A 22,840-nucleotide genomic window follows, 5' to 3' on the forward strand; every position below is an offset into this window, starting at 1 on the left:
TGCTCCACTAATGTCAAAGCATGTCTGTCTTCATCCCCAAGTCAGCCATCACCCTGATAGCGACTGGGCGGCCCCCTCCCATGACACCACCACCGGGATGCATAAATGGGCCGACCAGATACAAGCCACTAACCCCTGGAACTCGATAGCTTGCCAGATCCGGTGTGGGCCGACGCCCCATGAACTGGAACAGATGCATTCCAAGTGACATGATGTCGCCGCCAACGAAACTAGCCGAGTGCTTCGCCATATCTTTCGGACTATCAACGTGACGGGCAATGATGTTGTCGTCGGTCAGATTCTCAGCAATCTGCCTATACGTCTCAAGCATTCTGTCGGCCACCTGCATCTTGATCTCGTCCCAATCGCCATTAACCAACTTAGAAGGCGCGAACATATATAGGTACAGTACAGCGTTACCCTCTGGGCAGCGTTTCTTGTCGAAATTTGACGGGACGCATCCGATCACGGAGAGATGCTCAGGAAGCTTGTTGTACCGGAATTCGTCGAACATCTGACGCAGTTCCATCATATTGGCAGGCTGAATCTCAATACCAAACGTATTCGCCAGTGCCTCTGGATGCACCTTGTAGCGAAGCGGCTCTTTCAGAGCATAGTGCGTGTTGAACGCTACATAGTCTGACGGCTTGAGGTTCTTGATATCAGCTTGAATCTCCGGGGTCAGCCTGCCACCCACGAAATCATTGAGATTTTTCGGGTGGACACTAGCCAGCACAGCCTTTTTGGCATGGAAGACGCGACCATCGTCGAGCTCCACCCCTGTGGCCTTGTCTCCGGACATGATGAGCCGCTTGACGGAGGAATTCAACATAATCTTGCCGCCGTAGTGCTCGATGCATCTTTGAATGGCCAAACTCAAATGGCCGCTTCCACCCTCTGGGTAGCGCGCGTTCTTCGCGTGCAAGGCGGCTGCCGTGATGAACAACAGCAAGCCAGTACCCTTGCTTTCCGGCCCCATCATGGCCTCCGCCGCATAACGCAACAGATGCATCTGCACCTTTTCGTTCTCGAAATACTTCAGGGCAAGATCATAGGCGCTACCCAGCATATCGCCCATCAACTCGCGGCCCAAGGGGCTTTGCTCCAGCAATGCCATAAATCCGCCGAATGGCATCGGGGGATTAAAGAGAGCATGCTGCACCATAGGCAGGATTTCATAAGTCTTATGGATGAAGTCCCGGTAAGCTTTGGCATCGCGCTCAGAATGCACCGCAATGCTGGCACACGACATCTCCAGATCCTGTCCCATCTGGATAATCGATCCATCTTCGAAGACGCTGGAGAACATGTAGGGCGCCTCAAGGTACTTCAGTCCGAACTTGGACAGTAATCCAAGCTCATCCTTATCGATCATCGGGTTCATCTGGATGTATTGATGAATGATCGAGTGGGTATCGTGATGGAAGCCAGGTACCGTGAGCTCTTCGGTTACAACGCCGCCGCCGATGTGATCGTTGCGCTCCAGCACTAGAACGCTGAGACCATGCTTGGCAAGATACGCCGCTGCAGTTAAGGAGTTGTGGCCTGCACCGACCACAATAATGTCCGTCATTTCACTCATGTCAAATTCCTTTCGATCGTTTTGCTAAGCACAGATGTCATGCCGAAAATTGCTTGCTGCACAGAAAATTGTTCGTACCTTGAGCAACAGCACACCTGCTAGATTTGCACTGTGGGTTTTCATGGCACCACACATCATTGAATTGTTTTAAGTAAAAGGCGCCCTTTTCAGGCTGAGGCTGGCTTACTTGCGAAACAGGAAGGTCAGCAGAAACAGTACGAGTCGCCAGTTGAGCATTCGAAGCGCCTTGCGCGCCTCGCTTGGGGACAGGAGAACAGTCATGGGCATGGCACCCATGATGTTGGCCTTCAAGGCGAGGTCGTTTCCTCTACGCTCAATGGCATCAAGCTTCATTATCTCCATGCCGTCGGGAGTGGTCATCTTCATATTGCAGCTCCAAGTAAATTAGTATTTTTCGTCTGTTGGCAGGCATCCCCGTCAACGCGTTAGTTGTCAGGTGCACCATCCTGTATCCACTGACGGATCAGTGTTATTGACCCCTTGCCCAGCGGTTCAAGCACAGGCATTTGATCACCTTGCCCCCCCGCGCTGATATGGGATCCCTCTAATTTGCGCACCAGATAGCTTTCGTCGGGCTTGCCCGGCGTAACAAGCTGAAGTTTGCTTTGTTGACTCCCCTTCCGAACTGAAGCCAGGTAGGCCATCCCATCCTCCAGATTAAGGTTGGCCGAAGCCGCTCCACTCTGGTGACAGGCGACGCATTGAGCATCAAGGATCGGCTGAATGTCACCCTTAAAGCTCACCACAGACTGGATCGCAGGCTTAGCCCCCCTCACCAGGCCCCCCGTCTGCTGTCCATGCCCGTAAGCGCTGAGCCCGGCAAAGATAAACACGCCGAGAAAACCTTTAAGTTTCACGTTTCGTCCTTGAAAATCGTCAGGCCTGCTTGCCACCTGCCTTGACTGAGCTCGATGCCTGCTTTACAGCAGACCGTGCTGCATGGCTTCCCGCCAAGAAACCATAGATCATCGCCGGACCGATCGTGGCCCCCCCTCCCCAATACCCTTGGGCAGCTGGCGATGCTATGCAGTTACCTGCACCATAGAGACCGGAAATTGGTTTTTCATCAGCATCCAACACCTGTGCCGATGAGTTGATCACAGGACCGCCATTTGTATCCAGGCATGTGGCGCCAACGATGATGGCGTAGTAGGGGCCGTCCGACTGGAACGGATGCATGGTTGGATTGGGGGCCTCTCCCATCTTCCACCCCGTATCGGGGCGAGGATGGGACGTGTAGATGGCGTCCCATTCAATGTCGTACGCCTTTGAGCCACGCTGGAATTGTTCGTCAACGCCATTTGCGGCATATCGGTTGAAATTTGTCACCGTTGCTGCAAGATTCTTGGCGAAGTTGTCCGACAGGCGGATATTGCCCAACCGTGGAGACAACTTCTTCAGCCGGGCCTGTATGGCCTGCTCAAGCTCCGCCAACGATGCCGCGCTGATGACGTACGAAGCTGCAGTCCCCGCTGCAGGAAGAGGATAGCTCCCTGCGAAAAGCTCAGCCGTTCGCCGGTCGTAGACCATGAACATGAGCTGGTTGGGATATTCGGAGCGAAGTGCGTCCCACGCAAAATGTGCTTGAGTTCTATCGTGGTAATTGCGCTTCTCACCGACGACACGCTCGCCGTACTTGTTGACAAGAATCATACTGTCGCCCGGCGGCTGCACAATGCCTATGGGCATGCTTCGCACCTCCAGCGCCGGCTCCAAGAGTATCTGCATGTGCCACGAATTGGCCATGTTGCCCAGCTTTGCCCCGACAGATTGGCCAATACGCACGAAGTCGCCTTCGGCGCCGGGCACGGCCAAGCCACCGTAAATCGGAAGTGGCTGGTAATTGAGCATCATTTCTGGATTCTGACCAAAACCACCACTGCCGAAGATCACCCCTTTTTTTGCACGAAGAGAAATTGTTCGCCCGTCTTTGGTCGTTGCCAGTAGTCCGACAACTTCGCCCCGTTCATTACGTACTACTTCTTTAGCTCTGTGCCGAAGTAGGACGGGAACCTTTTTGTCATCTAGCCATGCCTTGAGCTGCCGGACGATTTCCACGCCCCTCCCATAGCTGCCATCCGGTTTGCGCGGAGTAAAAGCCCGTCCTTTGGGAGACTTGTTCTCCGGAATTTCGACGTAATCTGGCCAGGGGTAGGCTTGAAACGATTTGAGCGCAGAAATTTCTTCCAGAAATTCCACCGTCTTGGAAGCATTGTCATAGTAGGTCTCGAGCAGACGGTATTCTCTTTCCGGCAACCCCAGCAGCGCATCCGTCGGGTTAAACAACTGCGGCCGAGCACATCGCGCCATGAAGGTGATCGCGTCAATTCGGTTGTCCACCAGGCCTGCGGCACGCATGTCGCGATTGTTCGGAATCCAGTAGCCACCATCCGACTTGGCCGTAGTCCCACCGACAACGGGCGCTTTTTCCACGATGATCACCGACGCGCCCGCATAAACAGCAGAAACCGCAGCGACCAAGCCGGCTGCTCCACTGCCGACAACGACCACATCGGCTTCCTTGTCCCAGCGCTCTACTGCATTGGCAACGCTGGTGAATGGCAATGTGCCCATCAACCCAGCTGCGCTTCCGGCTACAGTATTTGTTAGGAATCGGCGCCGAGGATTACCTGGCTCCGGATGCTTAATTTCTCTGTCACTCATAATTGTCTCGCTCCTTTGTGGTGGTTTGGGTCACGAATTTCAACTGGGATTTTTGGTTGGAATCCTCTGATCTATTGATTTGTTTTTAGTCTCTATATATCCAGACCGTCGTACCAATTTGATGGGAAATTGTTAGAAATCGCAGCAGGAAGTAGGCTTCATCCGAGCGCTATTGACCGCCGTTGATGCTGAAACCGCCATCAACGTTGATGCAAGCCCCTTGAACAAAAGTCGCGGCATCGGATAGAAGCCATTTGGCAACTTCACCCACTTCGGCAGATTCACCGAATCGCTTCAAGATATGACGTTCGCGAGTGAGTCCCAGAAAATCACGGAACCGCGGATCTTCGGAAAGACGTTGCACCATCGGGGTACGAATGACGCCGGGGAGAATCGCATTTATCCGGATTCCCCTGGCACCAAAATCGACTGCAGCAGCGCGTGTTAATCCCAAAACACCAGCTTTGGCGGAGATATATTCGGCTCCACAGGGAAAGGCAATCTCGGCTGCAGCCGACGACGTATTCACAATAGAACCGCCTCCACTAGCGAGCATGGCCGGGATTTGATACTTCAAACAAAGGAAGACACCGGTCAGGTCGACCCGCATGGCTCTCTCCCACTCAGCAAGTGACAGATCTGTGAGCGGTTTGGATGCTTGTTCAACGGCGGCATTATTGAATGCCCCGTCTAATCGCTGATGCCGTGACATGGTGTGGGCGACCAGTCCCCGGACTGATTCTTCGTCGCCGACATCGGTCACGACAGATTCGGCATCAAAGCCATCGGCGCGAATCACATCAAGCGTTTCCCGTAAGCCTTGCTCACCTATATCTGCCAGAACCAATTTGGCACCTGCTGAGGCAAAAACACGAGAGCTCTCGCGTCCGATACCACCGCCGGCACCAGTAACAACGATCACTTTCCCTTCAAGAACTTTTCCCATCTCTATTCCTTTATCAGCCGGTATGGCTTTACAGCTCCATGAATGGCCTCTAGGCATGCGGTACCCGACGCATCGACGGTCAGTTCGGATGCTGCCCCATTGCGGCTTGTGACATGGATTTTCGGCATTTCAATCTCCCCATATTTCAACTATGAAGGGACGATTGTTTTATATATTGATATCGATGTCAACAAGCGTAATTTGTTATTGCGATGATTGTCAGGTGGCGCTGACCGCTGAGTCGCAGTCAGTATTCCGCTACGCGGTGCAAGAGCAGTAGGTTTCGGGAGAGTGTTCTGACCCAAGAGTCAATGCCGCAGGAGCGACCGAAAGGTCATCGGAAAATTCAGGGAAGGTTGTAGTCCCAGTCTCAACTGTTAGCGAGGAATCAACTGTTGCTCCATTGCAGGATGCAACTTTCCGCGTTGCTCGAAAACTCTGGCGTCGTCGATCGCACGCAGAATGATCGACCTTGTTACATAATGCCTATCGAACTTGTTATCAAAAAGACATGGTGGCGCTGCGTATCTTGAATAGGCGCAAGCGCAGGCCTTCGGGAAGCCCGGCGACCATTCGAAAGGAGATCTGGCCACCTAGCAACGTTACGTGTGTATCTTCTGAGAAATGAGGTGGAGCAGGAGACAGAAGAATCCCTGAGAATTCTGGCCCTATGCATCGCCAGAATTGGCGACGTTAGAAGAACTTTGGGCAGAACGCACGTTGTTCACTAGGGAACATGTATATACCCCTGGAAATCTCGGCCGAGGTCAGCGACAATTTTTATATTAGCCTGCCCGTTGTGCCAATCCAACTGGCAAGCACCTAGCCGGAGCCTATAACCCCTTGAGTGCCTCTTGCCTCACGTCATGGGATACGATCTTGAGGCTTGATGCTAGAACTCATATCAGCAATTCAAAAGTGAAAACAAAACCCGTACAAAATTCAAGAAAAGCGAGGAGCACATCAGAACGATCAGTTCGCCTGTCTCCCGATCAGCGCCGCACACAACTGCTTGGCTGGGCCATAAATATATTCGCATCGCGAGGCTTTGTTGCAGCGAATCATGCTGCAATCGCAACCGCGGCACAGGTTTCTGTTCCCACGGTTTTTTTCTACTTCAAAACCCGCGAAATGCTTGTAAGCGCAGTCTTGGAGGAGGTGGAATCGTTTTACCAGTTGACGATTGCCAAGGCCGTGGATTCGGACAAGCCTGCTGACGTGGCTCTCCTCGAACTAACTGAAGCCTTGACCAATACACTTGGCAGCCATGCAGACTACGCCCGAATACTTCGCGAATGGAGTGTCAGCGTGCATGAACCGACTTGGCCTCGCTATTTACAACACTACCGTCATATGATTCAGGGCTTTGCAGACGTTATAGCGCGCGGCCAGAAGGAAGGAAATATTCGTGCGGACCTGAACGCTTACGATGAAGCCATTATCGTGTACGCAGGCTCCACTGCACTAATTCAAATGATGGAGATTGGTGAGAGTTCGGACAGGGTTGATCGCGTCCGACGTGCATTCGTACAAACAGTTTTGCTATCGCGCCCTTCCGAACCGATTGCCGGCAGCAGCTAAGGGCATGGTTTCCCTGAGCCCTATGTTTCATCGCCCTGTAAAGAGACGCACCTCATCAAGCAACCAATCACGAAGTGCCAGCAGAGTCGGATCATCTGCTTTTGCTTCCGGGACAATAAAAAAATAGGCCGAGTCACTTACAGTGCGTTGATCCATTGCAATCACAAGTGAACCAGACTTCAGTTCCGACTCGATATACATAGGCGGAATAAGCGCAACCCCCATCCCCTCTTCGGCAGCTCTTGCCAGCATCGTAAAGAGCTCGAGTCGCATCCCGCTCATGTCGCCGATAACGTTCACACCCAAAGATCCAAACCAGTTTCTCCAAGCATAGGGTCTGGTCGTTTGTTGCAGCAAGGGCATGGTGCCGATTTCCTCGGGTCCAATGCTGCCCCGCCCAGCCAAAAGCTGAGGACTACAAACCGGGACGGCCTCCTCTCGCATGAGGAAAAACGCTTCAGTACCAGGCCATCCGGCAATACCATGGTAGAGCGAAGCGTCGAAAGTGGTTTCGTCGAACAAGAATGGTCGCGTTTGAGTGGTTAGATTGATTCTGATATCAGGGTTGGCTTTAAAAAAGGAATTTAGCCTTGGAATAAGCCAACATGTCGCAAAGGTGGGCATTACCGCCAATTCGATCGTATGGCCTCTGCCCATGTGGGCCATCAGAGATAGGGTATCTCTTTCGATGGCGTCAAGTTGACCGGTGATCTGGCGGCAGTATGTACCTCCCGCCTCTGTGAGCTCGACACCGCGACGCGTACGCCTGAATAATTTCACGCCAAGAAACTCTTCCAAGCCACCAATCTGACGACAAACTGCGCCTTGGGTTAGGGATAGCTCACTCGCCGCCTTGGTAAAGCTTTCGTGCCTTGCTGCTGCTTCAAAAGCCAAGAGTGTCGTGGTGTTCGGAATTTTTCTGCGCATTGGTTTGCCTGCCGCACAAGTGACTGCCAGGTGCTGTCAAAATCAAGGAGTGACATTTTTGCACAAATATGTGCAAAACCCTCGATTGCAACATAAATCAAAACGCCATAACATCTTCTATAAATTCATAACGTTAAATGGTGATACGGGTACATTTTTGATGTGACCAAAAAATAACAGGTGTTCAATTTATTTACTATTGATCATTTTGAGAACGGCGAGCGCGACCACCAGACTTACCGTTTGGATATAAAACTGGCGCAAGGTAAGCATACGCAATGATGAATATTAGAAAACACAAAAGGCCCATTTTCTGAAATTCGGCAGGAAGCCATTTTGAGCCCGTACTAGATTGCTTTGTTCCGAATTCCTACTCCGCGAGCCGGCACGTTATCCCTCGTGTCGGCATTTCAGGTCCGGTAGAAATACCGGACTCTTTTTCCACCTTCGTCTCCTCTGCCGACCTTCTGTCTCTCAAGTCGGTAGTTTCCGGTCCGGCATTTATGCCGGACCATTTTTTTGAATTGCGACAACAAGGCATCATGCAACGCGAATCCATGGAATTTGACGTCGTTATCGTCGGCGGCGGCCCGGCCGGTCTGGCCGCGGCAATCCGCCTGAAGCAACTGGCGGCAGAAAAAGGAACGGATCTCGGCGTCTGCCTGATCGAAAAAGGTGCCGAAATCGGCGCCCATATTCTTTCCGGCGCCGTCATGGACCCGCGTGCCCTGAACGAATTGCTGCCCAACTGGCAGACAGACGGTGCACCGCTCAATGCCCCCGTCTCCGAAGACCGCTTTTTCATCTTCTCTGAAACCGGCGCCACCAAGGTGCCGAACAGCCTGTTGCCCAACTGCTTCCACAATGAAGGCAACTACGTCATTTCGCTGGGCAACGTCTGCCGCTGGCTCGGCGAGCAGGCCGAGGCGCTGGGCGTCGAGATTTACCCCGGCTTCGCAGGTTCAGAAGTCCTGTTCGACGAGAATGGCGCAGTCAAAGGTGTTGCCACCGGCGACATGGGCCGCCTGCATGATGGTTCCGAAGGCCCGAATTTCCAGCTGGGCATGGAACTGCACGGCAAATACACCTTCTTTGCCGAAGGCTGTCGCGGCCACCTCGGCAAACAGCTTGAAGCCAAATTCAATTTGCGCGATGGCGTCGATCCACAAACCTACGGCATCGGTCTCAAGGAACTCTGGGAAATCGAGCCGGACAAGCACCAGCTTGGCCTGGTCATTCACAGCGGTGGCTGGCCGATGCAGTCGGACACCTATGGCGGTGGCTTTCTCTACCACCTGGAAAACAACCAGATCGCCGTCGGCTTCGTCGTCGGCCTTGGTTACAGCAACCCGCACCTGTCGCCCTACGAGGAATTCCAGCGTTTCAAGACGCATCCGGAAATCCGCAAGTTTCTCGAAGGCGGTAAACGCATCGCCTACGGTGCCCGCGCCCTGACCGCCGGTGGCCTGCAGTCGCTGCCCAAGCTGACTTTCCCCGGTGGCGTGCTGATCGGCGATGATGCCGGCTTCCTCAACGCGGCGCGCATCAAGGGCTCGCACTGCGCCATCAAGACTGGCTCGCTGGCGGCTGAAGCCTGCTTTGCGGCACTGGCCGGCGAACGCCAGCGCGATGAGCTGACCGCCTACCCGGAGTCATTTAAAAACAGTTGGTTGTACGATGAACTTCACAAATCACGTAACTTCAAACCGTGGATGAACAAGGGTCTGGCGCTCGGCTCTATCATGTTTGGTATCGATCAGGTCGTGCTGCGCGGCAAGGCGCCGTGGACGTTGCACAACCGCACGCCAGACCACGCCAAGCTCAAACTGGCGGCCGACTGCGAGCCGATCGCCTATCCGAAACCGGATGGTGTCATCACCTTCGACCGCCTGTCCTCCGTCTTCCTCTCCAGTACCAACCATGAAGAAGACCAGCCCTGCCATCTGCAACTAAAGGATGCCTGCATCCCGATTACCGTCAATCTGGCGCAATACGATGCGCCGGAGCAGCGTTTCTGCCCGGCCGGCGTCTATGAAATCCTGCGCGACGAGAGCGGTGCCAACCCGCGCCTGCAGATCAATGCGCAGAACTGCGTGCATTGCAAAACCTGCGATATCAAGGACCCGACCCAGAATATCAACTGGGTGGTGCCGCAAGGCGGCGAAGGCCCGACTTACCCCAACATGTAAATCATTGAGGCAGCCCCCCCCCCCCCGGCTCCGCCGGGGCACCCACCCAAGTTTGACCTATACTTCAGTCTCTGGGTCGCCATCTATTCTTGGGCCAGGGTCGTCTCGGTATCGTCGTTTTCGCGGAGCAAGGCGGTCACCTCCATGAAGATCGGGGCATTCCAATGCTTCATCCTCCCGCCGCTTAGCTTCGCATCAACCCCATGAAAACCTCTGCCTAGCAACGCAAAGAACGCTTCAGCGCAAACTTACTATGCCGGTCAGGGGCGGCATCGGCTGATCAGTCCGCCAAACCCAAACGTTCCCCTTGCACGCCGCGATCATTTTCTCCTTAGCCGCTCGCTCCCCGGTATCTATGAAAGCACTAACAACATGTAGAGGAACAGGAGCCGGGCCGGCATCGAGCAACAAGCCATTAGGAAAAGGTACACCACTGCGGGCGTCATAACGCAAAGGCTTGATGAAACGGCGTTGTTGTGCGACCAGCGCGTCGACCAGGGGCAGTTCATGCACACCATCAATGGGAATCCAATGCTCGGTCGTCAACATCAGGCTTGCCGCTTCAATCTCGTAGGTGTATTCGCGGCGTGCACGGATCAACGCAGCCATGACTAGGCGTACAGGGCGGACGGTATCGGCGTCCCGCGCCTCGAACAATGGGGCGAACACCCGCTCGATGCGCTCCCAACTGCCCGCTGCAATCAGCAACGGCGCGTCCGGCATGTGACGAATCCAGACTCGACGCCCTTGTACCGTTACCTCATTCCCCTTGTATTCGCCAATAACCAGGGCCAACGGCATCTGCCCATCCTTTGGCCGCAACACGGCCAGTTTCTCACGCCGACGCCCTGCAATCTCCGCCTTGGTGCTTTCGCTGAAAGGCTCTGGCACATACAAGCGCTGGACGAGCGGCACCCCCTTGACAGTGATTTCCTCGGCAGCTTCCAACAAGTATTTGCACATCACGCCCTGATTGCGCTTACCCGCCATCGCCGGACTCCAGCGGTTGAAGCCGGCCCGATCGAACAGAAAATGCAGCATAGCCCGCAAAGTCATGCGCCGGCGCGGCACCTCCACCTCAGCCACTTCTCGCAGCTCGCCACGCTGCACGCTTCTTCCTGCCATCCTCGTCCAAGGAAAATCTACGCGCAGTTCGACTTGGCCCGACGCTGACTCCAACACGGCATCGCCTATCAGCTCCCCCAGCCCCGATTGGCGGGCTTCGGGTTCGTAGGAAGGACAGCCCGGATGGTGGGTACTGCCGCTCTCCGGCATGCGCTTGATGACGAAACATCGATGCCTGGCGACATACATTTCCACACCTCCCTCCACACACAGGCAGCGTGGGCGCTCGAGCGTGTCGTAAACCTGGGCGAGCGCCTCCTGCAGTTCCGGGGCGTCGGCCGCGATCACTCTTCCACGGATGACAAACTGCTGGGAATCCATCGCAAATCAGACCAGTTCATTCAGAATTTCCACCAGAGCCGGCCTGGGCCTAGGTAATAGTTCGCGTACGGCACTGCGCTCGCCAATGCCAAGAATTATTCCAATCTGATCTTCGTCGGCGCCGCGCTCGTACATGCGTGATATCAACGTCAGGCGTGCCGATTGTGCACTCAAGCCCTTCAGTTCGGCGTAACGAAACAGTTTTCGGTAAATTTCCAGCAAGGCGCGACAAACATGGCGATCCTGGCCGGCCTCGCCGTTGTTGGACAGTATCTTGTAGGGTTCGCCGTTTGCTAAGAGAAACACCCGGCTTTCGGGGTCGAGGCCTCGATAGACCCCCGGCATGCCCCGACCGTGACCAGATTCGCGCCTCTCCTCGAAGTAAGCCGCCAGTGCTTCGTCAAGCCGGCTGCTGCTGAAGTAGAGCGGCCGCGACTTGCCGTTGATGGCGGCCTCGGCCCGCAATTCCGATGCTCGACGCACGGTACCATCTGCCCACAGGTAGTCACGCACCTGGAGACGAGCGATTTCAAGGGGACGCAGACCGGTGGTAAACAGAAGGTAATACAGCGCCAAATCGTGCGACGTGCGGCTAGTACGCCCTCTGATGCGTAAAGCACCTTGAGCTACTTCTTGCGCCGACAACACCCGCGCAGGACGAGGGCACGCCGGATTGGGGAGGGAAAAATTTTCCAACGCAGCCAGAATCGCTTGCCGGTGCAAACGCAGTCGCCGCACGAAAGCAGCTCCTTCCTCTTTGAGACCCTCTACACCGACTAGCTGAGTCAGTTGGACTGCGAGCGCCTTGATACGTCGTTCAACTGCGGTACGCGAAACACCGAATTGCAGCGCCACTGCTTCATAAGTATTACCATCGATGACAGCACGAAGCATGGCAATCGATGGCCCTTCGTTCTCGGCATTTTTCCCAAGCTCCGGATTGTCTTGCATGAGTAGCACCTCCTGACATCGCGAACGAGATCAGCCCGAATATTCGAATACCGACACATCCTTGAACAGACGAAATCCCCTGAAATGGCGCGTGATTTCGCTATCAGGCCTTGGCCTTCGAGGCTGCTCCGCCTTCGCAGCGTCCCCCATAGGCATGGAAGGTTCGAGCATGGCGTACCCTTTAGGAGATCCGATAACAGGAACAACCATATGCACGCATGAAGGTATCGATCACGACCTTAACCCAGCGATCAATTTGTTGTGATGAAGGAGCGGCATCAGGATGGGTCAAATACAGCAATTGCGGCTCACTACGCACCAAGTTAACGAACACATTGGCCGCCTCATCCAACTCAACATCGCCTAAATCGACTTCTCCCGACGTTACAGCACTCGCAAGATGTTCCGCGACCATGGCTGCAATGACGTGCGGCCCGGCCATGTAAAACGTGGAAGCCAACGCCGGAAAGCGGATCCCTTCAGCAACAATGATCCGGTAAAGGTACGAACCTGGCTCGGAAAGTACGATATCCAGGTAGGTATGGGCCAAGGCACTCAGAGTCTCTCTAAGCTTCCCCGGTGAAAACTTGATGGCACGTATTGTTTCCTGGAAGGCCCAACATTCGGCCTGCACAACTGCCACGAACAAAGCTTCCTTGTTTGCATAGTACGCATAGACAGTCGACTTGGAGACCCCCGCTTCGCGTTGAATCATGTCGGTCGTAGCAGCGCTAAACCCATGCATGAAGAAAATCTTTCGAGCAGCACGCAATACCGTGTAAGCCTTGGTACCAGGCAACTCTTCCGGCGGCAGAATGGACAGGTGACGCTTCTTAGCTAACCCCATAAAACACTTCCCATATAAGTTTTGACATGTTGATCGTTGATCATTATAGTATCGAACCGAGCGGTACGGTATATTAAATACCCTTTAAATCGCTACATTTTTAGTCGTCAAGCCAACCATCTCTCTTTTAGTTTTTTTTGATAAAGAAGCATACCGAGCGGTACGGTACGTTTATTAAAGCACCACCTACAGGAAACTCAAATGACATCAAGACCGGTAACACAAATACTGCTACCAGTTCGAAACATATTTGGTGTGCTTGCATGCATCTCCGCTCTAACAGCTTGCACAGTAGGTCCCGACTACCTTCGGCCAGACAGCGGATTGCAAGAAGCTGTATTGCTTCCCAGACCCGAGTACTCGGGAAGTTCACCGATATCTCATACCGAAGTTCCTGCCCTGTGGTGGTCATTGTTTAACGACCCCCTTCTGATGGAGTTCGAATCACGAGCATTGCTATCCAATCTTGACCTCCAGATAGCGACCAATCGAATTGAACAATCACGTGCGCAGCTGGGGATAACAGGCGCCGACTTACTCCCCAGCATTTCTGCTAGCGCGAGCTATGCTCGGGAAGCGATAAGCCAACATGGATATTTTGCCGCGTTAGGCGCCCCTACCACGCCAAACAATTTCTGGCAGATCGGCTTCGACGCCACCTGGGAACTTGATTTATGGGGCCGAGCCCGCAGGGCAAATGAAGGTGCCGCCGCAACACTGGAAGCGACAACCTATGAGCGCGAGGCTTTTCGAGTGACGCTGGCAGCCGAAATTGCGAGATGCTATTTGCAAATACGCGGCACGCAGGCTCAGCTTGATATCGCAAACCAAAACCGGACGATAGCCGAGAGAACACTCGACTTGGTGGAAAGCCGCCAGCGCAACGGCATTGCCACCCGTTTTGAAACATCATCCGCTCGTGCACAGTTGGCAACAATTAATGCCGCGATCTCGGAACAAACGCAGCGCCGCAACGCATTAATGAATGCCCTGGCATTACTGTTGGGCGAAAAGCCGCGAGCATTGGACGCCCAGTTACGGCAGGCCATGCCTATTCCATCGCTGCCCAGCGAGGTTCCGGTAGGCATCCCATCCGAGCTCGCGCGCAGACGACCAGACATCCTACGTGCAGAGGCCCAGCTCCACGCCGCAACTGCCAGCATTGGCGTTGCCAAGGCTGACTTTTACCCACGCATCGGACTCAGAGGACGTATCGGCGCGGAAGCTTTTGAAAGCGGAGATCTCAGCAGTTGGGATTCCCGGCTCTTCTCAGTCGGTCCGACCGTCTATCTTCCAATCTTCCAGGGAGGTAGGCTGACCCAACGTCTCGCGCTGACCGAGGCACGGCAAAAAGCCGCAGCCCTGGCTTTTCGGCAAACAGTTCTGCTGGCTTGGCATGAAGTGGACAACGCCTTGGATGCCTGGGCTGCTCAGCAACGCGAACACGAGGAACTTCTCCTCGCCTACGAGCAGAACAAACAAGCCTTACAGGTTGCCGAAAGGGCCTACCAGGAAGGGGCAGGGGATTACCTCGGCGTACTGACAACCCAGCGCAACCTGCTTTCCAGCCAAACGAACCTAAATACTAGTGCCACCAATGCCACGCTTACTCTGGTTAATTTGTACAAAGCACTAGGCGGAGGGTGGAATGTGACAGGGGAAACAAAATGACCGCTGCGGCACTGCAAGAACATGCTCATGCGCCTCGTCACCAGGCACATCCAGCCAATCTATCAGTGAGGGCCATGGCCGGCCTGCTTGGAATTTTCATTTCCGCAATGATGGCTGGGCTCAACAATCGCGTTGGCGCGTTAGGCTTGGCCGATGTACGCGGAGCACTAGGCTTTGGTTTAGACGACGCATCCTGGCTTACCACTTTCTACGCGGCTGGTGAGTTAATTGCCACGCCATTTGCAACCTGGTTTGCAATCACCTTGTCCGTGCGGCGCTTCCATCTTCTGATGGTAAGCATTTGTGCAGGGATTGCCGCGCTATTGCCCTTCGTTCACGACCTGAATCTATTGATTGGCCTCCGCTTCCTGCAGGGGATGAGTAGCGGTGCCTTGATTCCGGTTCTCATGATGGCAGCGCTCAAGTTTCTTCCACCTCAAATTCGCTTGCATGGTCTGGCACTGTATGCAATGACCGCTACTTTCGCCCCCAACCTCGCCATGTGGCTTGCCGGGCAATGGACCGATGAATTGTTCGATTGGCGATGGCTTTATTGGCAAAGCATACCCCTCTGCGTCCTTGCCGGGGTGCTCGTTGGCTGGGGTTTGCCCCATGACAAAATACAGACCAGACGGTTCAAGGAAGCCAACTGGCTTGGCCTGGCATTCGGCAGCGCCGGCCTAGCCTTGCTAAGCATAGCCCTCGATCAGGGCGTGAGGCTGGACTGGTTCAATTCCCCCTTGGTCACACTCTCGCTTGTCGTCGGCTTGACACTTTTCGTCATCTACCTACTGACAGAATGGTTTCACGAGGCCCCATTTCTCAAACTACAACTCCTTGGGCGCCGAAATCTTTGGCTGGGTTCCAGCATCTTCGTCCTGTTACTGGTGACGCTGGTATCGGGTTCTCAGCTGCCGGCAAATTATCTGGGAGGCATCCAAGGTTATCGCAGCTTTCAAACGGCCCCTGTTGGATTGCTGATCGCCCTTCCTCAACTTGTTCTAGGATCAATGGTTGCATTTCTCCTCTACAAGAAGTGGGTGGACGCACGCATTGTCTTCGTACTAGGACTCTCATTGATTGCCTTGGCGTGCTTTTCGGGCGCACAGCTCACCGCGGAATGGAACCGAGACCAATTTCTCGTTACTCAGCTCCTTCAGGCCTTTGGTCAGCCCATGGCCATCGTTTCTCAGCTCTTCCTCATGACCAGCGTCGTGCATCCCAATGAGGGCCCTTATTTCTCGGGGACGATCAACACGCTGCGGGCATTCAGCTCGCTAATCGGCGGAGCGACGATTGGGCAATTGCTGGCAGTACGCAGCCGATTTCATTCGGAAATGCTGCTTGACCGAGCTGCCCAAGCCAGCAACTGGGTAGCGCAATCGCCAGACTCCACCCAACTGATGAACATTGTCAGCCAACAGTCAGTGGTGCTGTCGGTGGCAGATGCCTACCGGGTTTTAGGCGTTCTCGCCCTACTCCTGATTCCGCTCGTACTTCGGCTGACCTATATCCCAGCCCCTGACCTCAGCGCCACACATCCTACCCCTTCACCCTCTTCACACGGATAACATGCCATGGCTCTCCCCAAAAAAACGAAGGTCTTCATTGCCGTAACACTAGCCACATTGGCCATCGGCAGCACCCTTTACTTCAACCGCCTGGAATCCAGCGCATCGACCCAATCGACAGATGACGCTTACGTCCAGGCTGACTTTACGAGCGTGGCACCGCAAATATCGGGAACCGTCGACCATGTCCTTGTTGAAGACAATCAGGCTGTAAAGGCGGGTGATCTACTTGCCACGATTGACGACAAAGATTTTCAAATTGCGGTCGACTCGGCAAAAGCCCAATCGGCGGGCGCTCAAGCAAGCATAGCCAGCCTTCAGGCACAACTTGTGCGACAAGAATCCACAATTCAGCAATCACAGGCAGCGGTTGCGGCAGATGAAGCCGGCTTGAAACTGGCCAAGGCCAATCAGGTCCGATATCAAAACCTGGCAACGGATGGCTCAGGTTCCGTACAAGCCCTGCAACAGGCAGAAGCACAGCTAAGCATCCAGCAAGCCAGCATGGTAAAGAATCAAGCCGGTCTTCTAGCCAGTCGGCAACAGATAGACATCCTCCGCGCCGATCTAGACAAGGCAACGGCGGCCTTGAAGCAGGCGCAAGCAGCCCAGGCTGCTGCTGAACTGAAACTTTCCTACACTCGGATCACTGCGCCAGTAGATGGCGTAGTCGGACAGAAGGCGGTTCGAGTCGGCGCATATGTGAACGCGGGAAAACCATTGCTCGCAGTCGTACCCCTCGATGCCATCTACATTACCGCCAACTTCAGGGAAACACAGTTAGCAAACGTACGCCCAGGGCAAGCAGTTGAAATCAAAGTCGACGCATTCCCGGGCGATGCGCTGAGAGGAAAGGTCGACAGCCTGGGGCCAGCCAGCGGAGTCAGCTATTCCGCTGTACCTCCCCACAATGCAACAGGCAATTTCACGAAAATTGTTCAACGCTTACCCGTGCGTATCAGCATAGAACCAAACCAGAAACCCGCTACGAGCTTGAGGGTGGGCATGTCCGTCACACCTACTATTCATATCGCCGAATGACCCTGTTCAACCCAACCTTGAAAAAGACCAATCGGTCTATTAACAGGTTGCACAAAAACACTCCGATACCTTCGGCTAGCGGATGGAAAACAACACATGAATCAGGCTTGCTCTGAACAGGAGTCCCGGCGGAATCCCCAGACCAGCGGTACGCGAGTACAACTGGCAAACGTGCGATTCATCTAGCCGATGAATACCATCGGTAAAGCACACGCAATCTACGCAACGGATGTCCTGCTGGAATCCGCCCTTCCAGACTCCGCTTACCCTGACAGAACCACCATTATCTCATTGGCATCGACCACCCAAGGGTTTTGGACAACCTGCTAAATTCTTTTTGGAGAACAACACATGAGCTTTCTTGCCGACAAAAAAATTCTGCTCACGGGTCTGCTGTCCAAGCACTCCATAGCCTATGGCATCGCCAAGGCTTGCCATCGTGAAGGTGCGCAACTCGCCTTCACCTACCAGAACGAGCGTTTCGAAAACCGCATCAAGAAATTTGCTGCCGAATTCGGCAGCGACATTACGATTCCGGTTGACGTCAGCAGCGACGAACAAATCGACAAACTCTTCGTCGAACTGGCCAACCATTGGGATGGCCTGGATGGTCTGGTTCATTCCATCGGCTACGCCCCGACCGAAGCCATCCAAGGCGATTTCCTGAACGGCATCTCGCGCGAAGCCTTTCGCATCGCCCACGAAATTTCCTCATACAGCTACCCGGCACTCGTCAAGGCCGCGCGTCCGATGATGCAGGGCCGCAAGAGCTCCACGCTGGCTCTCTCCTACCTCGGCGCCGAGCGCACCATGCCCAACTACAACACCATGGGCCTGGCCAAGGCTAGCCTGGAAGCGGCCACGCGCTACCTGGCTTTCTGCCTCGGCCCTGAAGGCATTCGCGCCAACGCCATTTCGGCCGGCCCGATCAAGACCCTGGCCGCCTCCGGCATCGGCAACTTCGGCAAACTGCTCGCCTACAACTCGCACAATGCCCCGTTGCGTCGCAACGTGACCATCGAGGAAGTCGGCAACGCCGCCGCCTTCATGCTGTCCGACTTGGCCAGCGGCATCACCGGCGAGATTCTTTACGTAGATGGTGGCATGAACACCACCGCGCTGGGCAACGCCGAGCCGATGCCGTCCTGAGAATCTTAACGCGACCTTGCCCTCCCACGGTTCACCGGAAAAAGCACCCAAAATCAAAAAGGAAGCGTTTACAACCGTGGGCCACGGTAATGAAATAGCAGTGGGAGAAATACTTTAACCAGCGACGATGAACAACAGGTCATGCTCAGTGGCATGCCCGACTACGCTGTTAACGCGCTGCCTTCCCAAAACAATTCTGACGGCAAGTTTCTTAACCCGGTTAGCGTCTTGCCGATGTGGTCGGCCAAAATTGCCGTAGCTCGCTCCGCGTCATGAGCCAAAACGGCATCGAACAGAGCCGTGTGCTCACCATGTATATCCCGGAGGATCGGACTACGGTACAGAGAAAGCCGGCGGTAACGCTCCGCCTGGTGGTAGAGGATGGAAAGAAAGTGCTTGAGCCAGCGCGATGGGCACGCAGCGATCAGGACTTCGTGAAAAACACGATTGCGTTTTTCCCACTCGTCGCGCGCATCACCGTCGGAGAGCTTCGCTTCCGCCCTGGATAGGCGGTGAAAAGCGGCCGCCACCTCACCCTCCCATGCATCGTCCCCAAGAGCGATCGACTGCCTCAAGGCTTCGCACTCCAGCATGACGCGGTTGCGCGTAATGTCCTCAAAATCTGCCAACGATATCGGCGCTACGCGAAAGCCCCGCTGAGACTGGCTAACAACCAAGGCGTCCGCGACAAGAAGAGAGAGTGCCTCGCGCAGCGTACCGGCACCGACGCCGTAATCATCCTTGAGATGCTCGACCCGCAGTTTTTCTCCCGGAGCGAGGCGCCCATCTATGATGTCGCGGCGCAAATTACGGTAAGCCGATTCAATCATCGACTTATGTTCACCGCTCGCCGTTTCATTGCGGAATGGCGTTGCCAATTTGTTTTCCGACATAGTGGATGTTATGTGCATGTTTACATGACTCTTATCTGGTCACGAATTCTACAGACTGGCCCCTGCCTTCCCCCCTTATTTTCGTGATTCCCTGTATTTCTCGAGAAAATAGGATAACGCGAAGACCAAATAGTAGTATCGCCGTCGGAAACTGATTCCCAAATCCACCCCATAACGCAGTGCAAGCACGACAGAAAGAGCTCACTGGCATCGGGGTGGAACTGGCGGTCATCGGCTTGGAAAAACGAACAAGGTAATAGGGAAAGCATAGAACCATGAAGCAGATCCTGAATTTCATCAACGGCGAATTCGTCTCGACAGGCAAGCAGTTCGAGAAACGCACGCCGCTCGATAACTCGATCATCGGCATGGTGCACGAAGCCGGCAAGACAGAAGTCGATGCCGCCGTGCAGGCTGCGCACGATGCGCTGAAAGGCCCGTGGGGCAAGATGACCGTGGTCGAGCGTACCGACATCCTGAACAAGGTCGCCGACGAGATCACCCGTCGTTTCGATGAATTCCTCGAAGCCGAATGCGCCGATACCGGTAAGCCGAAGAGCCTCGCTTCGCACATCGACATCCCGCGCGGTGCCGCCAACTTCAAGATCTTCGCCGACGTCATCAAGAATGCGCCGACCGAGTTCTTCGAAATGGCGACGCCGGATGGCAAGGGTGCGCTCAACTACGCGATTCGTCGCCCGGTTGGCGTCGTCGGCGTCGTCTGTCCGTGGAACCTGCCGCTGCTGCTCATGACCTGGAAGGTCGGCCCGGCGCTGGCCTGTGGCAACGCCGTCGTTGTCAAACCTTCGGAAGAAACGCCGTCCACCGCCACGCTGCTCGGCGAAGTCATGAATGCCTGTGGCGTGCCCAAGGGCGTCTATAACGTCGTGCATGGCTTCGGGCCGAATTCGGCTGGTGAATTCCTGACCACCAACCAGGGCGTCAATGCCATCACCTTCACCGGCGAAACGCGGACCGGCGAGATCATCAACAAGGCTGCAGCCCACGGTTCGCGCCCGGTGTCACTCGAAATGGGCGGCAAGAATCCGGGCATCGTCTTTGCCGACTGCGACATGGATGTCGCGATCGAAGCGACGATTCGTTCCTGCTTCGCCAACTGCGGTCAGGTTTGCCTGGGCACCGAGCGTCTTTATGTCGAACGTCCGATCTTCGACGAGTTCGTCGCCCGCCTGAAGGCCGGTGCCGAGAAGCTCAAGCTTGGCGTGCCGAGCGATCCGGCCACCAACATGGGGCCGCTGGTCAGCCAGGAACATCGCGACAAGGTGCTCTCCTATTACAAAAAGGCCGTCGATGAGGGCGCAACGGTCGTTACCGGCGGCGGCATTCCGAAAATGCCGGGCGAACTGGCCAACGGCGCCTGGGTCCAGCCGACGATCTGGATCGGTCTGGATGACAGCGCAACGGTTGTTCGCGAGGAAATTTTCGGACCCTGTACGACGGTCATGCCCTTCGACAGCGAAGACGAAGTCATCAAGCGCGCCAACAACACGACCTACGGTCTGGCCGCCTCGGTGTTCACGCAGAACATCAACCGCGCCCACCGTGTCGCGGCGCAGATGGAAGTCGGTCTGGTCTGGGTCAACAGCTGGTTCCTGCGTGACTTGCGCACGCCCTTTGGCGGTGCCAAGCAGTCCGGCATCGGCCGCGAAGGTGGCGTCCATTCGCTCGAGTTCTACACCGAACTCAAGAACATCTGCATCAAGTTGTAAGCCGCCAGCACCCAAACCACGACAGGAAAAATAATGGATCAACCCACAATAGAGAAACTGGGCGACGAACTCTACGACGCCCTGGTCGCCGGCAAGACGGTCAGCCCACTGACCTCGCGCGGCTTCGACATCACCATCGAGGATGCCTACTACATCCAGCAACGCATGCTGTCGCGCCGGCTGGAAAATGGCGAGAAGGTCATCGGTAAGAAGATCGGCGTGACCAGCAAGCCGGTCATGAACCTGCTTGGCGTCCATCAGCCCGACTTCGGCTACCTGCTTGACGGCATGGTCTACAACGAAGGCGAATCGATCGAGATGAGCTCGCTGATCCAGCCCAAGGCCGAAGGTGAAATCGCCTTCCTGCTCAAGAAAGACCTGCAAGGTCCAGGAGTCACCGCTGCCGAAGTACTGGCTGCCACCGAAGGCGTCATGGCATGCTTCGAGATCGTCGATTCGCGCATCACCGACTGGAAGATCAAGATCCAGGACACTGTCGCCGACAACGCCTCCTGCGGTGTCTTCGTGCTCGGTGACCAACTCGTCGACATCAGCAACATCGACCTCGGCCTGTGCGGCATGGTCCTCGAAAAGAACGGCGAAATCGTCGTCACCGGCGCCGGCGCCGCGACCATGGGTCATCCGGTCAATGCCATGGTCTGGTTGGCCAATACGCTCGGCAAGCTGGGCATCACCCTCAAGGCCGGCGACATCGTGCTGTCCGGCGCGATGGGTGCCATGGTCCCGGTGGTCAAGGGCGACAACCTGCGCATGACCATCGGCGGCCTCGGTGGCTGTTCGGTGCGTTTCGTCTGAGTCGCGCAATGAATTTCCAGCTTTCCGGCAAGCGCGCCCTGGTGACCGGATCCACTACCGGCGTCGGCTTTGCCATTGCGTTGGAACTGGCCCGGGAAGGCGCCATCGTGACTATCAACGGAAGTGAGCCAGAACGGGTAGCGGCGGCGGTTGAATTCATTCGAAGTGAAGTGAATCATGCCCAAGTGCACGGCGTAACAGCAGATTTGGCCAATGCTTACGGAATTCAGTCCCTGCTACGCCAATGCCCCAAGGCTGATATTCTGGTGAACAGTCTCGAAATCATCGAGCGAGCGCCTTTCGAAAAAATCACGGATTCCGAATGGCACCGCATTTTTGACGTCAATGTCTTGAGCGGCGTGCGCTTGGTGCGACACTATCTACCACGCATGAAGGCCACTAACTGGGGCCGCATCGTATTCATCTCTGACGATCCCGGCATCACCCCGTCAGGCGAGATGATCCACCACGGCATGACCAAAGCAGCCCAGACTGCGGTATCGCATGGTTTGGCACAGTTTATGGTTGGCACCGGTATTACCGTGAATAGCATTCGAGCAGGCCAAACCCTTTCAGAGAGCGTGGCGATGGTCCTCGCCAAGCTGGCCCCGGACCAGGAGATCAGCATTGCCGACGCTGAGCCTCAGCGTGCCCCCCAAATGCCCCAGACCTCTCGCTCTGATGAAATCATCGACCCAACCGAAGTCCCTGCCGAGATGACTTGCATATGCAGCCCAGATGTCGCCGCTACCAATGATGAAGCCCAACGTATGGTCGGCGACGCCGTCAGTTCCCTGTATTGAACCCTTCTAGGA

Annotated in this window: 19 protein-coding genes; 9 read left to right on the forward strand and 10 right to left on the reverse strand. The window is 55.1% G+C overall.

Features of this window, described 5'->3' with window-relative positions:
* Nucleotides 1–13 precede the first annotated feature (13 nt).
* From KI610_RS13400 to KI610_RS13420, 5 genes are all read right to left on the reverse strand, one after another.
* Nucleotides 14–1,582, reverse strand: coding sequence for a phytoene desaturase family protein (locus tag KI610_RS13400; protein WP_226495462.1), 1,569 nt, complete (start codon nucleotides 1,580–1,582; stop codon nucleotides 14–16).
* Between the two features lie 183 nt (nucleotides 1,583–1,765).
* The gene (locus tag KI610_RS13405; protein WP_226495463.1) at nucleotides 1,766–1,969 is read right to left on the reverse strand and encodes a hypothetical protein; all 204 of its coding nucleotides are present in this window, start codon (nucleotides 1,967–1,969) and stop codon (nucleotides 1,766–1,768) included.
* A gap of 59 nt (nucleotides 1,970–2,028) precedes the next feature.
* Complete coding sequence (locus tag KI610_RS13410) at nucleotides 2,029–2,460, reverse strand: c-type cytochrome domain-containing protein (RefSeq protein WP_226495464.1); 432 nt, start codon at nucleotides 2,458–2,460, stop codon at nucleotides 2,029–2,031.
* Between the two features lie 19 nt (nucleotides 2,461–2,479).
* On the reverse strand, nucleotides 2,480–4,177 hold the full coding sequence (locus KI610_RS13415; protein WP_226495465.1) for an FAD-dependent oxidoreductase: 1,698 nt from the start codon (nucleotides 4,175–4,177) through the stop codon (nucleotides 2,480–2,482).
* A gap of 259 nt (nucleotides 4,178–4,436) precedes the next feature.
* Nucleotides 4,437–5,213, reverse strand: coding sequence for an SDR family NAD(P)-dependent oxidoreductase (locus tag KI610_RS13420; protein WP_226495466.1), 777 nt, complete (start codon nucleotides 5,211–5,213; stop codon nucleotides 4,437–4,439).
* 918 nt (nucleotides 5,214–6,131) lie between these two features.
* On the opposite strand from KI610_RS13420, the gene KI610_RS13425 reads away from it, so the two are divergent.
* Complete coding sequence (locus tag KI610_RS13425; RefSeq protein WP_226495467.1) at nucleotides 6,132–6,794, forward strand: TetR/AcrR family transcriptional regulator; 663 nt, start codon at nucleotides 6,132–6,134, stop codon at nucleotides 6,792–6,794.
* Nucleotides 6,795–6,821: 27 nt separating this feature from the next.
* Here the strand turns inward: KI610_RS13425 and KI610_RS13430 are convergent, their stop codons facing one another.
* Nucleotides 6,822–7,721 carry a LysR family transcriptional regulator gene (locus tag KI610_RS13430; RefSeq protein WP_226495468.1) on the reverse strand — a complete coding sequence of 300 codons (900 nt, stop codon included), beginning with the start codon at nucleotides 7,719–7,721 and terminating at the stop codon, nucleotides 6,822–6,824.
* A 542-nt stretch (nucleotides 7,722–8,263) separates the two neighbouring features.
* Here KI610_RS13430 and KI610_RS13435 point away from each other — a divergent pair.
* Nucleotides 8,264–9,910: an electron transfer flavoprotein-ubiquinone oxidoreductase gene (locus KI610_RS13435; RefSeq protein ID WP_226495469.1), complete on the forward strand. Its 1,647-nt coding sequence runs from the start codon at nucleotides 8,264–8,266 to the stop codon at nucleotides 9,908–9,910.
* A 237-nt stretch (nucleotides 9,911–10,147) separates the two neighbouring features.
* On the opposite strand, the gene KI610_RS13440 is transcribed toward KI610_RS13435, so the two are convergent.
* From KI610_RS13440 to KI610_RS13450, 3 genes are all read right to left on the reverse strand, one after another.
* The gene (locus tag KI610_RS13440) at nucleotides 10,148–11,356 is read right to left on the reverse strand and encodes a DUF1173 domain-containing protein (protein ID WP_226495470.1); all 1,209 of its coding nucleotides are present in this window, start codon (nucleotides 11,354–11,356) and stop codon (nucleotides 10,148–10,150) included.
* A 6-nt stretch (nucleotides 11,357–11,362) separates the two neighbouring features.
* Nucleotides 11,363–12,307, reverse strand: coding sequence for a site-specific integrase (locus tag KI610_RS13445; protein WP_226495471.1), 945 nt, complete (start codon nucleotides 12,305–12,307; stop codon nucleotides 11,363–11,365).
* Nucleotides 12,308–12,488: 181 nt separating this feature from the next.
* A complete protein-coding gene (locus tag KI610_RS13450; protein ID WP_226495472.1) occupies nucleotides 12,489–13,154 on the reverse strand; it encodes a TetR/AcrR family transcriptional regulator in 666 nt (221 codons plus the stop codon).
* 201 nt (nucleotides 13,155–13,355) lie between these two features.
* Here KI610_RS13450 and KI610_RS13455 point away from each other — a divergent pair, with 201 nt between their 5' ends.
* The 4 genes from KI610_RS13455 (at nucleotide 13,356) to fabI (ending at nucleotide 18,586) form a co-directional block, all read left to right on the forward strand.
* Entirely contained in the window at nucleotides 13,356–14,825 is a 1,470-nt protein-coding gene (locus KI610_RS13455) for an efflux transporter outer membrane subunit (RefSeq protein ID WP_226495473.1), read from the forward strand.
* Nucleotides 14,822–16,396, forward strand: a complete 1,575-nt coding sequence (locus KI610_RS13460) for an MFS transporter (protein ID WP_226495474.1) — start codon at nucleotides 14,822–14,824, stop codon at nucleotides 16,394–16,396. Before KI610_RS13455 ends, KI610_RS13460 begins: the two co-directional genes overlap by 4 nt.
* A gap of 6 nt (nucleotides 16,397–16,402) precedes the next feature.
* Nucleotides 16,403–17,437: an HlyD family secretion protein gene (locus KI610_RS13465; protein ID WP_226495475.1), complete on the forward strand. Its 1,035-nt coding sequence runs from the start codon at nucleotides 16,403–16,405 to the stop codon at nucleotides 17,435–17,437.
* A 351-nt stretch (nucleotides 17,438–17,788) separates the two neighbouring features.
* Nucleotides 17,789–18,586 (forward strand): enoyl-ACP reductase FabI, encoded by a 798-nt coding sequence (gene fabI / locus KI610_RS13470; protein WP_226495476.1) that lies wholly within the window; start codon nucleotides 17,789–17,791, stop codon nucleotides 18,584–18,586.
* A gap of 161 nt (nucleotides 18,587–18,747) precedes the next feature.
* Here the strand turns inward: fabI and KI610_RS13475 are convergent, their stop codons facing one another.
* Complete coding sequence (locus KI610_RS13475) at nucleotides 18,748–19,479, reverse strand: FCD domain-containing protein (RefSeq protein ID WP_226495477.1); 732 nt, start codon at nucleotides 19,477–19,479, stop codon at nucleotides 18,748–18,750.
* A gap of 275 nt (nucleotides 19,480–19,754) precedes the next feature.
* Between KI610_RS13475 and KI610_RS13480 the strand changes: the two genes are divergently transcribed.
* Genes KI610_RS13480 through KI610_RS13490 form a run of 3 tightly spaced genes read left to right on the forward strand, consistent with a single transcriptional unit; the run spans nucleotide 19,755 to nucleotide 22,828 of the window.
* Complete coding sequence (locus tag KI610_RS13480; protein ID WP_226495478.1) at nucleotides 19,755–21,209, forward strand: 2-hydroxymuconic semialdehyde dehydrogenase; 1,455 nt, start codon at nucleotides 19,755–19,757, stop codon at nucleotides 21,207–21,209.
* 33 nt (nucleotides 21,210–21,242) lie between these two features.
* Nucleotides 21,243–22,025, forward strand: a complete 783-nt coding sequence (gene dmpE / locus KI610_RS13485; protein WP_226495479.1) for a 2-oxopent-4-enoate hydratase — start codon at nucleotides 21,243–21,245, stop codon at nucleotides 22,023–22,025.
* An 8-nt stretch (nucleotides 22,026–22,033) separates the two neighbouring features.
* A complete protein-coding gene (locus tag KI610_RS13490; protein ID WP_226495480.1) occupies nucleotides 22,034–22,828 on the forward strand; it encodes an SDR family NAD(P)-dependent oxidoreductase in 795 nt (264 codons plus the stop codon).
* Nucleotides 22,829–22,840 lie beyond the last annotated feature (12 nt).

Origin of the sequence: Ferribacterium limneticum (assembly GCF_020510565.1) — a bacterium.
In the GTDB taxonomy this organism is placed as follows: domain Bacteria; phylum Pseudomonadota; class Gammaproteobacteria; order Burkholderiales; family Rhodocyclaceae; genus Azonexus; species Azonexus limneticus_B.

Coding starts and splice junctions, on each gene's coding strand:
- KI610_RS13400 (WP_226495462.1), bottom strand. CDS start 1,582: ATGAGTGAAATGACGGACATTATTGTGGTCGGTGCAGGCCACAACTCC.
- KI610_RS13405 (WP_226495463.1), bottom strand. CDS start 1,969: ATGAAGATGACCACTCCCGACGGCATGGAGATAATGAAGCTTGATGCC.
- KI610_RS13415 (WP_226495465.1), bottom strand. CDS start 4,177: ATGGGCACATTGCCATTCACCAGCGTTGCCAATGCAGTAGAGCGCTGG.
- KI610_RS13420 (WP_226495466.1), bottom strand. CDS start 5,213: ATGGGAAAAGTTCTTGAAGGGAAAGTGATCGTTGTTACTGGTGCCGGC.
- KI610_RS13430 (WP_226495468.1), bottom strand. CDS start 7,721: ATGCGCAGAAAAATTCCGAACACCACGACACTCTTGGCTTTTGAAGCA.
- KI610_RS13435 (WP_226495469.1), top strand. CDS start 8,264: ATGCAACGCGAATCCATGGAATTTGACGTCGTTATCGTCGGCGGCGGC.
- KI610_RS13440 (WP_226495470.1), bottom strand. CDS start 11,356: ATGGATTCCCAGCAGTTTGTCATCCGTGGAAGAGTGATCGCGGCCGAC.
- KI610_RS13445 (WP_226495471.1), bottom strand. CDS start 12,307: ATGCAAGACAATCCGGAGCTTGGGAAAAATGCCGAGAACGAAGGGCCA.
- KI610_RS13450 (WP_226495472.1), bottom strand. CDS start 13,154: ATGGGGTTAGCTAAGAAGCGTCACCTGTCCATTCTGCCGCCGGAAGAG.
- KI610_RS13455 (WP_226495473.1), top strand. CDS start 13,356: ATGACATCAAGACCGGTAACACAAATACTGCTACCAGTTCGAAACATA.
- KI610_RS13460 (WP_226495474.1), top strand. CDS start 14,822: ATGACCGCTGCGGCACTGCAAGAACATGCTCATGCGCCTCGTCACCAG.
- KI610_RS13465 (WP_226495475.1), top strand. CDS start 16,403: ATGGCTCTCCCCAAAAAAACGAAGGTCTTCATTGCCGTAACACTAGCC.
- fabI (WP_226495476.1), top strand. CDS start 17,789: ATGAGCTTTCTTGCCGACAAAAAAATTCTGCTCACGGGTCTGCTGTCC.
- KI610_RS13475 (WP_226495477.1), bottom strand. CDS start 19,479: ATGTCGGAAAACAAATTGGCAACGCCATTCCGCAATGAAACGGCGAGC.
- KI610_RS13480 (WP_226495478.1), top strand. CDS start 19,755: ATGAAGCAGATCCTGAATTTCATCAACGGCGAATTCGTCTCGACAGGC.
- dmpE (WP_226495479.1), top strand. CDS start 21,243: ATGGATCAACCCACAATAGAGAAACTGGGCGACGAACTCTACGACGCC.
- KI610_RS13490 (WP_226495480.1), top strand. CDS start 22,034: ATGAATTTCCAGCTTTCCGGCAAGCGCGCCCTGGTGACCGGATCCACT.